Here is a 14,409-nt window from a genome sequence, read left to right as displayed (position 1 = left end):
TGGGCTGCTTTTTTGTCGAGCGAACTAACTCCCCTAACTCATCACTTCTCCCCTAATTCTTTATATAAGGAGATAAATTCTATATTCATACCTATTTACACGGTATAAAAAAAAGGCGTCTCTGTCATATTGACAGAGACGCCTTTTAAGCGCGGTTCCACTCTGTTTAGGCTTAAAAAAGCCTCAAACTCATCCATGATAACGGTGTAAACCGCTTCTGCTTACTTTGCGGCCTAAGACATCCCACGAAGCAATTCGCTGTTCAGCAGAAGACTCGAAGGGGCATTTCAAAAATCCGCTTATAAACCACTCCCAGCCTAAAGGTGGTTCTCTCTGTAAAAAGCCTGATTTTCTACTTCTCCTTCTCGTCGCTTTTCCTTATTAGGTTTTAGGTATACTTATTATATTTCTAAACCTAGAAAATGTTAACCAATTACTTTTTGAAGACGATTTAAAACTTTTTCTTTTCCAAGAAGTGCAATAGCATTCGGAAGCTCTGGACCATGCGTTTGTCCTGTAGTTGCAACACGGATTGGCATAAATAAATTTTTACCTTTATGTCCTGTTTCCTTTTGAACTGCTTTAATCGCTGCCTTAATTGCTGCTGGCTCCATTGCTTCTAGAGCTTCTATTTGACCAGCAAATGCACGAAGTACTTCAGGTACTTGTTCACCATTTAATACTTCTTGTCCTTCTTCTTCATAATCAACATGATCTTTAAAGAACATTTCAGAAAGCTCTACAATTTCAGCTCCAAAACTCATTTGTTCATGGTATAAAGCAATTACATCACGAATCCAAGCTTGGTCTTGTTCACTTAAAGTTTCTCCCACACGTCCAGCTTTCACTAAATGCGGTAAGCTTAACTCTACAACCGTATCTAAATCTTGCTTTTTCATATACTGGTTGTTCATCCATTTTAGTTTTTGAGAATCAAATAATGCAGGTGATTTTGATAAACGAGCTGCATCGAACATTTTGATAAACTCATCTTTAGAGAAGATTTCTTCTTCTCCTACCGGAGACCAACCTAGTAGTGCAATAAAGTTAAAGATTGCTTCTGGAAGATACCCAAGCTCTTTATATTGCTCAATAAATTGAATAATAGATTCATCACGCTTACTTAACTTTTTACGACTTTCATTAACAATTAGAGTCATATGACCGAATTGTGGAATATCCCAGCCGAAAGCTTCATAAATCATCATTTGTTTCGGTGTATTTGAAATATGATCATCACCACGAAGTACATGTGTAATTTCCATTAGATGATCATCTACTGCTACTGCAAAGTTATAAGTTGGAATTCCATCCTTTTTCACAATAACAAAATCACCGAAATCATTTGAATGGAACGCAACTTCATCTTTTACAATATCTTTGAATGTGTAGTCACGATCAGCTGGTACACGGAAACGAATACTTGGAATACGTCCCTCAGCTTCAAATTCTTTCACTTGTTCTTCAGTTAATTCACGGTGGTTACCTGCGTAACGAGGTGTTTCACCGCGAGCGATTTGTCCTTCACGCTCTGCTTCTAGCTCTTCTTCTGTCATATAACATTTATAAGCTAGACCACGCTCTAATAAATCTTCATATAATTTTTTATAAATATCTAAACGCTCTGTTTGGCGATATGGTCCAAATTCACCACCAACATCAACACCTTCATCCCAGTCCATACCGAGCCATTTCAAGTATTTTAATTGGCTTTCTTCTCCACCAGCCACGTTACGTTTTACATCAGTATCTTCAATACGAATAATAAATTTGCCATCTAAATGACGAGCAAATAAATAATTAAATAATGCCGTACGCGCATTTCCGATATGTAAGTGTCCTGTTGGACTTGGCGCGTAGCGCACTCTCACTTGCTTTTCCATAATTGGTACACCTTCCATTCTTAATGTCAACACATTCTATAATTGTACACCAAAAAAATGTGATTATCCATCTTACGAATTAAAAACCATTATTTTTTCTGTAATAAAACAACCGCTTGAGAAGCAATCCCTTCTTCTCTACCTGTAAATCCTAATTTTTCTGTTGTTGTTGCCTTTACATTAATGTTATCGATAGACGTTTCTAACAGTTCACTAATGCGCTTACGCATACTCTCAATATGTGGTGCCATTTTTGGTTTTTGAGCAATAATTGTACAATCTAAATTTCCTAACTCGTAACCTTGTTCACGCACAAATTCCCAAACTTTTTGTAACAATACAGCTGAATCTGCATCTTTAAAAGCTGGGTCTGTATCAGGAAAATGCTTTCCGATATCTCCTGCTGCAATCGCACCTAAACATGCATCAGCAATCGTATGTAACAATACATCTGCATCTGAATGGCCGATTAATCCTTTCTCGTGTGGAATTGTAATTCCACCGATAATCAACGGGCGCCCTTCCGCAAATTCATGTACATCAAAACCTTGTCCAATTCGAAACATCCTTACTTCCTCCTTAAGCTAAACTACTGAGCTTTATGACTCTATATTATATCGCTATCCTTATAAAGAAAAGCCCGGCTGTTGCCGAGCTTTTCTTTATTAACACGTCATCAATGTTATTTCTTTTGAACACGTAGGAAACTTTCAGCAATTAATAGATCTTCCGGAGTCGTCACTTTAATATTATAGTAACTCCCCTCTACTACACCTACTTGCTTCCCAACACGTTCTACGAGACTTGCATCATCTGTGCCAAGAAAACAACTTTGCTTTGCGCTTCTATGAGCTTCTAACAAAAGAGAAACAGAGAATCCTTGTGGTGTTTGTACAGCGTTAAGTTGAGATCGCTCTACCGTTTCTACAACAACACCCTGCTCTACTTTCTTAACAGTATCTTTTACTGGCACTGCACAAATGGAAGCTCCATATTTTTCTGCTGCAGTTAATACATCGCGAATCACTTTATTCGTTACGAACGGGCGCGCCCCGTCATGCACAAGAACATATTCGACACCACTCGCATACTGAAGTGCGTTATAGACGCTATCTTGTCTTTCGGCTCCACCCTGAATGAATTGTACGTGCTTTTCAATCTGGTACTTCTGCATTAACTCTTCAAAATACGGGCGTTCTTCTTCATTAATTGCCATAATAATACTTTTGCACGCTTTATCTTTTTCAAAAGCACGCAATGTGTGCACAATAATTGGTACTTCATCTATAAGTAAAAATAACTTATTTTTACCAGCACCCATTCGTTTTCCTTGGCCTGCTGCCGGAATAATTAATGTATACATATTAATAATCCTCTACTTATAATGCTTTTTCTAGCAATTTACGTTTTGCGAAAATCATACGACCAGCCGATGTTTGTAATACGCTAGTAACAAGTACGTCAAGTTGTGAACCCACATACTCTCTACCATCTTCTACTACAATCATCGTACCATCATCTAAGTATGCAACACCTTGATTTTGTTCTTTACCATCTTTCACAACATAAACACTTAATTCTTCACCAGGGAGTACGACTGGTTTAATCGCATTAGCTAAATCATTAATGTTTAACACCGTAACCCCTTGTAATTCAGAAACTTTGTTTAAATTGAAATCGTTTGTTACTACAGTTCCACCAGTGATTTTTGCCAACTTTACAAGCTTGCTATCTACTTCTTGGATATCATCGAAATCGCCTTCATAAATTTCTACCGGAATTGGCATCTCCTTTTGAATACGATTTAAAATGTCTAGCCCTCTGCGGCCACGATTACGCTTTAAAGCATCTGAAGAATCGGCAATATGCTGAAGCTCTTCTAATACGAATTGCGGAATGACAATTGTTCCTTCTAAAAACTTTGTTTGGCAAATATCTGCAATACGTCCGTCAATAATTACACTCGTATCGAGAATTTTCCAATGAGTCGTAGATTTTTCTGCTTCGACCTCTACCTCTTCATTCTCACTATTGTTTTTCTTCTTACCTCCGCGTTGGGGTAATGTAAATAATCCTAGCAATTCATTCCTTTTTTTAAATCCTACTTGGAATCCTAAATATCCAAGTAAAAGGGTGAAGAACACTTGCAACACCGTACTAATAACTGGAATTGTAAATTCACGAATTGGTATCAAAATTAAATATGCAACAATAAGACCAGAGATTAATCCTAATGTACCAAATAAAACATCTGCTACAGGCGCCTTTACAAGAGCCTCTTCAATATGCTTAATAAGTTGAACAATATAATCTACAAGCCAAAATGTTGTTAAAAATAAAATAATTGCACCAATAATTGCACGAACATACGATCCTTCCAACAAAGGAACCGCACCGATATCTAATACATTAATAATTTTGGGGATTAAGTAAATCCCTAACGCTCCCCCGATCACTAAAAAGAAGAGCTGTACAATCCGTTTTAACATCCAACCACCTCCTACTCATTATTAACCATTGTTTCGCTAATCAAAACGCCGAATGCAAAAGCGGACGTGTTTTTTTGTAAATAGTTTTATTTACCAATATATCATATCATATACCAAAAATGTTCTAGTGTCGTTATATTATAGAATCAATGTAATATTCTTAATTGTGTCTACTCATATAGAGATGCTCTTGAATTCTTTTTAGACCTTCTCGTATTTTCTTCGCTCTCACTTCTCCAATTCCTTCCACATCATCCAATTCATTAATAGTTGCTCGGCAAACACCTTGCAATGTTTTAAATCGATTAATTAAATTCTCGATAATAAGTGGCGGAACACGAGAAATCTTGCTTGTGATTCGGTACCCTCTAGGTGTCACACTTTCTTCTAAACTTGTTTGTCCTGGATAGCCAAGCAATTTAACTAAATCACTATCCTCTAAAAGTTGTGTATTTGCAAGATCTTGTAACTTTTTCAAGATTTGATGATGGTCTTGTGTTTTCTCCTGGTGATAATCTTTAATTAACAATGCTGCCTCTGCCTCTAAATCAGCTAGTAATTCTGTAAGCTGTAAACGAATTAACCTACCTTCTGTTCCTAACTCATGAATATAGCTCAATATTTCATTTTTAATACGCAGCACCATTTCAACACTATGTAAAACGTGAACCACCTCGGACATTGTAACGACCTCTTCAAATTCTAGAATACCCAAATTCGTAATGCCGTCATTCCATACAGCCTTATATTTTTCTAGCGTTTGAATTGCTTGATTTGCCTTCGTTAAAATGACACCTATATCTTTTAATGTATAACGTAAGTTCCCTTGATATAGCGTAATTACATTACGTCTTTGTGAAATGGCCACAACAAGGCTGCCCGTCTGCTTTGCTACACGCTCTGCTGTTCGGTGACGCATACCTGTTTCAATAGAATCAATAGATGAATCTGGAACTAACTGTGCGTTTGCAATTAAAATTTTACTTCCAGTTTCATTTAAAATAAGTGCTCCATCCATTTTTGCTAATTCATATAAACTAGCAGGAGAGAATGCGCAATTAATATGAAAACCACCATCAACAATGCTTTTAATCTGCTCATTATACCCAAGAACAATTAGTCCCCCCGTTTGTGCGCGAAGTACATTATCTATCCCTTCGCGCAGTGGTGTTCCTGGGGCCACGAGCTGTAAAATGTTAATCATACTTTTGACACGTTGCTTATTTTCTTCCATAGCCTAGCCTCCTAATGTCAAACGAAGCGCTTCTCCCAAATTAGAAACACCTACAACCTCAATCCCCTCTGGAATTGTCCATCCCCCTAAATTTTTTCTAGGAATGATAGCACGTTGAAATCCTAATTTAGCTGCTTCTTGTACACGTTGTTCAATTCTTGATACTCTTCTTATTTCTCCAGTTAATCCAACTTCTCCTATTACCGCATCAGTTGGTGCCGTAGATTTATCTCTAAAACTTGAAGCTATACTTAAGGCGACAGCTAAATCAATTGCCGGTTCGTCTAATTTCAAACCACCAGCTACTTTTAAATACGCATCTTGATTTTGTAATAGTAAACCTGTTCTTTTCTCTAGTACCGCCATAATAAGCGAGACACGATTATGATCAATTCCTGTCGCCATTCTTCGAGGATTTCCAAAACTAGTAGGGGAAATTAATGCCTGTATTTCTACTAAAACTGGTCTTGTTCCTTCCATTGAGGCAACTACTGTTGAACCTGCAACTCCAACTGGTCTTTCCTCAAGGAAAATTTCAGAAGGATTTAAGACTTCTGCAAGGCCAAGTTCTTTCATTTCAAAGATACCCATTTCATTCGTAGAACCAAAACGATTCTTTACAGCTCGTAAAATACGATATGTATGGTGTCGATCTCCTTCAAAGTAAAGAACTGCATCAACCATATGTTCTAGCATACGCGGTCCCGCAATTGCACCTTCTTTTGTCACATGTCCTACGATGAAAATTGGGATTCCCTTTGTTTTTGCAAGTTTCATTAATTCTGCTGTACATTCACGTACTTGCGCCACACTACCAGGAGCTGATGTTACCTCAGGTAAATGTATCGTTTGAATAGAATCAATAACAACAAAAGCAGGATTCATCTCTTCAATATGTGCTGCAATACGCTGTAAATCTGTCTCTGATACAACAAATAGATTACTACCATTTACATGTAAACGATCTGCACGAAGTTTAATCTGCTTTGCTGACTCCTCACCTGATATATACAATACATCATATGAAGCATCTGCTAATTGCGAGGAAATCTGTAATAATAACGTTGATTTTCCAATCCCAGGGTCCCCACCAATAAGTACTAAAGATCCATCTACAATTCCGCCACCTAGTACACGGTTAAACTCTTGAAATTTTGTTTCAATACGTGCCTCAGACTTTGTTTCTACTTCTGTAAGACGTCTTGGTTTTGTTACTTCTGTTTGAATTGCATTTGCATAATTTAGGCGTCTGGATGATACAACGGGTTCCATCTCTTCAACAAGCGAATTCCATTGACCACACCCTGGACATTTACCCATATATTTTGGTGATTGATAACCACACTCTTGACATGTGAATTTTGTTTTCTTTTTAGCCATATCTTTTTATATTTCACTTCGCTTTCATCTATAAACATTTGACCTTCTCGTACAAGAAAGAGGGCTATCTCGTAGCCCTCTTAGTTTGTCTATACTTATTTTACCTTTTCAGCACTATGAATGACAAATGTTTCCCCTTCTACATCAAAGATAACTTTTTGACCTTTCTCAATAGCACCTTTTAAAAGTTCTTCCGATAGTCTATCTTCTACATGCTTCTGAATTGCTCTACGTAGTGGACGAGCACCATATTCACGATCAAACCCTTTATCAGCAATAGCTGCAATCGCTCCTTCTGTTAAGTGCAATTCAATTTCTTGTTCTTTTAAGCGATTCACTAACTGATTTACCATAAGAGTCACAATTTCTTGAATATGTTTTTTCTCAAGCATATGGAATACGATAATTTCATCAATACGGTTTAAGAATTCTGGACGAAATGCCTTTTTCAGCTCATCCATTACTTTACCTTTCATATCCGAATAATCACGGCTTTCATCTTGTACGTTAAATCCAAGATGTTTGTTACGTTTTAACGCCTCAGCACCAACGTTAGACGTCATAATAACAATCGTATTACGGAAATCAACTGTACGTCCTTTAGAATCAGTTAAACGACCATCTTCCAATACCTGTAGTAGAATATTAAATACATCAGGATGTGCCTTCTCTACTTCATCTAATAGGACAACTGAATAAGGCTTACGACGAACCTTCTCTGTTAATTGTCCGCCTTCTTCATACCCAACATATCCTGGAGGAGAACCAACTAAGCGAGAAGTTGAATGTTTCTCCATATACTCAGACATATCAATGCGAATCATTGCATCCTCATCACCGAACATAGATTCTGCCAATGCTCTTGCTAATTCTGTTTTACCTACACCTGTTGGCCCTAAGAAAATAAATGAACCAATTGGACGTTTCGGATCTTTCAATCCTGCTCTTGCACGACGAACAGCTTTCGCTACAGCCACTACAGCTTCATCCTGACCGATGACACGATCATGAAGAATGGATTCTAAGTTTAATAATTTATCAGTCTCTGTTTGTGCAAGTTTAGAAACAGGGATACGTGTCCATGTAGAAACGACATTTGCAATATCTTCTACCGTAACCTCTGAATTTTCTTTTCCTTGTTGTTCTTTCCACTGACGTTTTGTATCTTCCAATTTCTCACGTAAGCGTTGTTCCATATCACGTAAGGAAGCAGCCTTTTCAAACTCTTGACTTTGTACAGCCGCATCTTTTTCTTTTCGAATTTCCTCAAGCTTCACTTCAAGCTCTTTTAAGTTTGGTGGTGTTGTATAAGAACGCAAGCGAACTTTTGAAGCAGCTTCATCAATTAAATCAATTGCTTTATCTGGTAAGAAACGATCCGTAATATAACGATCTGAAAGTTTTACAGCTGCATCAATTGCATCATCTGTAATAGACACACGGTGATGCGCCTCATAACGATCGCGTAATCCTTTCAAGATTTGAGTTGATTCTTCTAGACTCGGCTCATCAACATGAATTGGCTGGAAACGTCTCTCTAAAGCTGCATCCTTTTCAATATATTTACGATACTCATCTAAAGTTGTCGCACCAATACATTGTAATTCTCCGCGTGCTAAAGATGGTTTTAAAATATTCGATGCATCGATTGCACCTTCTGCTCCACCTGCACCGATTAATGTATGAAGTTCATCAATAAATAGAATAATATTCCCTGCTTGACGTATTTCATCCATTACTTTCTTTAAACGATCTTCAAACTCACCACGATATTTCGTCCCAGCTACCACTGTTCCCATATCTAGTGTCATAACACGCTTATCTCTTAACGTTTCAGGAACTTCATTATTTACGATTTGCTGTGCTAACCCTTCAGCAATTGCTGTTTTACCTACACCAGGCTCTCCAATTAACACTGGATTGTTTTTTGTTCTACGGCTTAACACTTCAATTACACGTTGAATTTCTTTACTACGTCCAATAACAGGATCCAAACGATTCTCACGTGCAACAACTGTTAAGTCGCGCGCTAAACTGTCTAGTGTCGGTGTATTTGCATTTGTCGATGAACCACCTTGGTGACCTGAACTTGCTTCGTTACTTCCAAGAAGTTGTAACACTTGTTGTCTTGCTTTGTTGAGGCTTACACCTAAATTATTTAATACACGTGCCGCTACACCTTCACCTTCACGGATTAAGCCAAGTAAAATATGTTCTGTTCCAACATAAGAATGTCCTAGCTTACGCGCTTCATCCATAGACAATTCAATAACTTTTTTAGCACGAGGTGTATAATGTACAGTTTGAGAAGCTTCTGTTCCACGTCCAATTAACGCTTCTACCTCTTTTTGCACTTTCTCCGGGCTCAATCCAAGAGCAATTAACGCTTTTGCTGCAATTCCTTCACCTTCGCGTACAAGCCCAAGTAAAATATGTTCTGTTCCAATGTTATTATGCCCAATGCGAATTGCTTCCTCTTGAGATAAAGCTAATACTTTCTGTGCTCTTTCTGTAAATCTTCCAAACATCATAGAAATCGCCTCCTACTTGCGCTTAGTTTTTTTCAATACGTAATCGCTCACGGATTAAGGTTGCTCTTCGATAATCTCTTTCTTCTGGTCCTAAAGGTCCTCCTGCATATTGTTGTAAAATACCAGGTTGCGTAAGAACCATTAGCTCAGTCAAAATATTTCTCGATATACCTTTTATATATCCTAGATCAATACCGAGTCGTACATCCGATAAGCAAGTTGCCGCTTCTGCAGATTGAATTAAACGACTGTTTGCTAGTATACCGTAAGAACGATAAACCTTATCTTCAAGCTCAATGCTCGAATTTTGTACAATTAATTCTCTGGCCAATTTTTCTTGTTGTATAATTTGCTGCATGACACTCTTTAAATCTGCAATAATATCTTCTTCGGATTTCCCTAACGTCATTTGATTTGATACTTGAAATATATTACCTAACGCTTCGCTACCTTCACCGTATATTCCTCTTACTACTAAACCTAATTTTTGAATTACTTGTATAATACGGCTAATTCTTTTTGTTAAAACCAGCCCTGGTAAATGAATCATTACAGAAGCTCTTAATCCTGTACCAACGTTAGTAGGACAACTCGTAATATATCCAAGTGATTCATCAAAAGCATATTCAACCTCTTTCTCAATCCAATTATCTATTTGATTGGCGCTTTGAAGCGCCTTTGATAACTGTAGTCCTGGAAATAGGCACTGAATCCTAATGTGGTCTTCCTCATTAAGCATCACACTAATGTGTTCGCTTTCTGATAACAGACATGCTCCATATTCGGTCCCTGCTAGATTTGGACTAATTAAATGCTTTTCGACTAAAACTCGCCTTTGAAGAGGAGTTAGTTCATTCATTTTTAATAGTCCAAACTTCCCAAAGGGCTCTACCGCTTTATTTATAAATTTCTTTTTAAATAATTCTTGAACCTTTTGAGCTTCCTCTTCGTTTTGCATAGTAGAAAATTGATATTGCTTAAAATTACGAGCCAAACGAATTCGACTACTTAAAACAATATCAGAATCAGGGCCATCCCCCTTCATCCATGGACTAATCGCTTCATTCATAATTTTGTCCAGTGACATAGAACTACTCCCCCTCTCTATGCTCACTAAGCTGAGTTTCAAGCCCTCGAATCTCATCTCTTACCTCAGCAGCTTTCTCAAACTCCTCATTCTGTACATATTGTTTCAGAATAAGTTTTAGTTCATCTAATTCTTTCTTTAAGTGGATATTTCCTTCCATTCGTTCCGGAATTTTTCCACAATGTTCTGTATGTCCACCATGAAGTCGCTTTAACAATGGGTTTAAGTGTCCTTTAAATGTATCGTAACAAGAAGCACAACCAAAGCGTCCCACTTTTGTAAAATGTTCATATGTCATCTTACAATCTGGACATCTTACTGTATTTGTATTTGAAAACCCGTTTTTTCCTTCTCCAAACATTGTTGATTCACCGTGTAATAAACCAGCAAATACATCATGAAATGAAAAGTTAGACTGTGATGATTGAAAGAAAGACGTATAGCCACTTTGCTCCGCACATTGCTCACAAAGATGAACTTCCGCCTTCTTCTCGTTGATTACTTTTGTATAATGTAAAGTTGCTGGTCTTATATTACAGTTTTGACAAGTCATCAATATCCCCACCTTTACAACAGGAACGATCTACCTCATGATACTTTTCATACATTACTAGATTGTCCTCTTTCCTTAATCCACTCAGATAAAAGTACATGCTCTTTTTCAAAACTTCTACAATATTTAACTGCCCTATCTTAATTATCATTCTTTTACAAAAGCTGTATTTATTTATATTTCAGTGTTCTTAACATTGCGCATAATATTCGAGCCCTAAGTTCATCTCGAGAAGGAATATCCATTGATAATACAGAACGATCTAGTACACTTAACATTAATTTTGCTTCACGGCCTGTTATGATTCCCTCTTCTAATAAACGTATAATCATACTCTCTGCATTCCCTTGTGCAACGCTATGATCAATCATATGAAGCATTTGATCAATAATGTCTATATCATCATGCAGTTTGACTTTTATAATGCGAATGTAACCTCCTCCACCACGTTTACTTTCTACTACAAATCCTCTTTCTAATGTAAAACGGGTATTGATTACATAATTGATTTGAGATGGTACGCACTCGAATCGATCCGCAATCTCATTTCTTTTGATTTCAATCACATTATTATTACTTAAGTCAATAACTTGCTTTAGATATTGCTCAATGATATCAGATATATTTCTCATTTATCCGCCACCTTTATTGACTTTGACTATCTTTGACTTTAATTATATACGTATTAATAAAATTTGCAACTCTTTTGCTTATTCACTATCCTAGCCACATTCCCCTGCATTTAATCAAAATAGTAATTATTTAAGCATATTTTTTTAATTACTATGGATTATAAAAGAAAACACGAAAAAACACGAGTCATTTGACTCGTGTTTAGTTGCTTGGCGACGTCCTACTCTCACAGGGACAAGGTCCCAACTACCATCGGCGCTAGAGAGCTTAACTTCCGTGTTCGGTATGGGAACGGGTGTGACCTCTCTGCCATCATCACCAAACTATGAAGGCATATTCCTTCAAAACTAGATAACATTGCTACATATTATATGGTTAAGTCCTCGATCTATTAGTATTCGTCAGCTCCACATGTCACCATGCTTCCACCTCGAACCTATCAACCTGATCATCTTTCAGGGATCTTACTAGCTTACGCTATGGGAAATCTCATCTTGAGGGGGGCTTCATGCTTAGATGCTTTCAGCACTTATCCCTTCCGCACATAGCTACCCAGCTATGCCCTTGGCAGAACAACTGGTACACCAGCGGTGCGTCCATCCCGGTCCTCTCGTACTAAGGACAGCTCCTCTCAAATTTCCTACGCCCACGACGGATAGGGACCGAACTGTCTCACGACGTTCTGAACCCAGCTCGCGTACCGCTTTAATGGGCGAACAGCCCAACCCTTGGGACCGACTACAGCCCCAGGATGCGATGAGCCGACATCGAGGTGCCAAACCTCCCCGTCGATGTGGACTCTTGGGGGAGATAAGCCTGTTATCCCCGGGGTAGCTTTTATCCGTTGAGCGATGGCCCTTCCATGCGGAACCACCGGATCACTAAGCCCGACTTTCGTCCCTGCTCGACTTGTAGGTCTCGCAGTCAAGCTCCCTTATGCCTTTGCACTCTACGAATGATTTCCAACCATTCTGAGGGAACCTTTGGGCGCCTCCGTTACACTTTAGGAGGCGACCGCCCCAGTCAAACTGCCCACCTGACACTGTCTCCCGGGTCGATAAGACCCGTAGGTTAGAATTTCAATACAGTCAGGGCGGTATCCCACCAGCGCCTCCACCGAAGCTAGCGCTCCGGTTTCAATGGCTCCCGCCTATCCTGTACAAACTGTACCAAAATTCAATATCAGGCTACAGTAAAGCTCCACGGGGTCTTTCCGTCCTGTCGCGGGTAACCTGCATCTTCACAGGTACTATAATTTCACCGAGTCTCTGGTTGAGACAGTGCCCAAATCGTTACACCTTTCGTGCGGGTCGGAACTTACCCGACAAGGAATTTCGCTACCTTAGGACCGTTATAGTTACGGCCGCCGTTTACTGGGGCTTCAGTTCAGAGCTTCGCTTACGCTAACCCCTCTCCTTAACCTTCCAGCACCGGGCAGGTGTCACCCCCTATACTTCGCCTTACGGCTTCGCAGAGAGCTGTGTTTTTGCTAAACAGTCGCTTGGGCCTATTCACTGCGGCTTTCCGTTAAGAAAGCACCCCTTCTCCCGAAGTTACGGGGTCATTTTGCCGAGTTCCTTAACCAGAGTTCTCTCGCACACCTTAGGATTCTCTCCTCGCCTACCTGTGTCGGTTTGCGGTACAGGCACCTTTTATCTCGCTAGAAGCTTTTCTTGGCAGCGGGGAATCAAAGACTTCGCTCCATAAGGAGCTTCCCCATCACAGCTCAGCCTTTACGATAAGCGGATTTGCCTACTTATCAGCCTAACTGCTTGGACGTGCACAACCAATCGCACGCTTCTTCTATCCTTCTGCGTCCCTCCATTGCTCAAACGATAAAGAGGTGGTACAGGAATATCAACCTGTTGTCCATCGCCTACGCCTGTCGGCCTCGGCTTAGGTCCTGACTAACCCTGAGCGGACGAGCCTTCCTCAGGAAACCTTAGGCATTCGGTGGACGGGATTCTCACCCGTCTTTCGCTACTCATACCGGCATTCTCACTTCTAAGCACTCCACCAGTCCTTCCGGTCTGACTTCACTGTCCTTAGAACGCTCCCCTACCACTGATACCATTGGTATCAATCCGCAGCTTCGGTGGTGTATTTAGCCCCGGTACATTTTCGGCGCAGAGTCACTCGACTAGTGAGCTATTACGCACTCTTTAAATGGTGGCTGCTTCTAAGCCAACATCCTAGTTGTCTAAGCAACTCCACATCCTTTTCCACTTAATACACACTTTGGGACCTTAGCTGGCGGTCTGGGCTGTTTCCCTTTTGACTACGGATCTTATCACTCGCAGTCTGACTCCTAAGGATAAGTCATTGGCATTCGGAGTTTGACTGAATTCGGTAATCCGATGAGGACCCCTAGTCCAATCAGTGCTCTACCTCCAAGACTCTTACACTTAAGGCTAGCCCTAAAGCTATTTCGGGGAGAACCAGCTATCTCCAGGTTCGATTGGAATTTCTCCGCTACCCACACCTCATCCCCGCACTTTTCAACGTGCGTGGGTTCGGGCCTCCATTCAGTGTTACCTGAACTTCACCCTGGACATGGGTAGATCACCTGGTTTCGGGTCTACGACCACGTACTAAACGCCCTATTCAGACTCGCTTTCG

General features: G+C 39.5%; 10 protein-coding genes, 2 rRNA genes and 1 other annotated feature (1 of these 13 only partly in view). All 12 genes read right to left on the bottom strand.

Annotation, left to right across the window (positions count from 1 at the left end):
• Window positions 1-131: 131 nt before the first annotated feature.
• Window positions 132-378, bottom strand: a binding site (T-box leader).
• A 47-nt stretch (window positions 379-425) separates the two neighbouring features.
• A complete protein-coding gene (gltX, locus tag GD442_RS00555; RefSeq protein WP_000415143.1) occupies window positions 426-1,883 on the bottom strand; it encodes a glutamate--tRNA ligase in 1,458 nt (485 codons plus the stop codon).
• An 89-nt stretch (window positions 1,884-1,972) separates the two neighbouring features.
• Complete coding sequence (gene ispF, locus GD442_RS00550) at window positions 1,973-2,449, bottom strand: 2-C-methyl-D-erythritol 2,4-cyclodiphosphate synthase (protein ID WP_000488386.1); 477 nt, start codon at window positions 2,447-2,449, stop codon at window positions 1,973-1,975.
• Between the two features lie 116 nt (window positions 2,450-2,565).
• Window positions 2,566-3,246 carry a 2-C-methyl-D-erythritol 4-phosphate cytidylyltransferase gene (gene ispD, locus GD442_RS00545; protein ID WP_000288284.1) on the bottom strand — a complete coding sequence of 227 codons (681 nt, stop codon included), beginning with the start codon at window positions 3,244-3,246 and terminating at the stop codon, window positions 2,566-2,568.
• Between the two features lie 16 nt (window positions 3,247-3,262).
• Complete coding sequence (locus GD442_RS00540; RefSeq protein ID WP_000919677.1) at window positions 3,263-4,372, bottom strand: PIN/TRAM domain-containing protein; 1,110 nt, start codon at window positions 4,370-4,372, stop codon at window positions 3,263-3,265.
• A gap of 160 nt (window positions 4,373-4,532) precedes the next feature.
• Window positions 4,533-5,606 carry a DNA integrity scanning diadenylate cyclase DisA gene (gene disA, locus GD442_RS00535; RefSeq protein ID WP_000392163.1) on the bottom strand — a complete coding sequence of 358 codons (1,074 nt, stop codon included), beginning with the start codon at window positions 5,604-5,606 and terminating at the stop codon, window positions 4,533-4,535.
• A 3-nt stretch (window positions 5,607-5,609) separates the two neighbouring features.
• Window positions 5,610-6,986 (bottom strand): DNA repair protein RadA, encoded by a 1,377-nt coding sequence (gene radA, locus GD442_RS00530; protein ID WP_001085202.1) that lies wholly within the window; start codon window positions 6,984-6,986, stop codon window positions 5,610-5,612.
• 95 nt (window positions 6,987-7,081) lie between these two features.
• Window positions 7,082-9,517, bottom strand: a complete 2,436-nt coding sequence (clpC, locus tag GD442_RS00525; protein WP_000971183.1) for an ATP-dependent protease ATP-binding subunit ClpC — start codon at window positions 9,515-9,517, stop codon at window positions 7,082-7,084.
• A gap of 22 nt (window positions 9,518-9,539) precedes the next feature.
• Complete coding sequence (gene mcsB, locus GD442_RS00520; protein WP_000050842.1) at window positions 9,540-10,604, bottom strand: protein-arginine kinase McsB; 1,065 nt, start codon at window positions 10,602-10,604, stop codon at window positions 9,540-9,542.
• Window positions 10,605-10,608: 4 nt separating this feature from the next.
• Window positions 10,609-11,157, bottom strand: coding sequence for a protein-arginine kinase activator protein McsA (mcsA, locus tag GD442_RS00515; RefSeq protein ID WP_000128399.1), 549 nt, complete (start codon window positions 11,155-11,157; stop codon window positions 10,609-10,611).
• Between the two features lie 170 nt (window positions 11,158-11,327).
• On the bottom strand, window positions 11,328-11,789 hold the full coding sequence (gene ctsR, locus GD442_RS00510; protein WP_001244565.1) for a transcriptional regulator CtsR: 462 nt from the start codon (window positions 11,787-11,789) through the stop codon (window positions 11,328-11,330).
• 208 nt (window positions 11,790-11,997) lie between these two features.
• A 5S ribosomal RNA gene (gene rrf, locus GD442_RS00505) occupies window positions 11,998-12,113 on the bottom strand.
• Between the two features lie 48 nt (window positions 12,114-12,161).
• Window positions 12,162-14,409 (bottom strand): 23S ribosomal RNA (locus GD442_RS00500); it runs 674 nt beyond the window's last position.

Origin of the sequence: Bacillus sp. A260 (assembly GCF_009861435.1) — a bacterium.
GTDB classification, from domain to species: domain Bacteria; phylum Bacillota; class Bacilli; order Bacillales; family Bacillaceae_G; genus Bacillus_A; species Bacillus_A cereus.
This window is presented reverse-complemented; position numbering and strand designations above follow the sequence as displayed.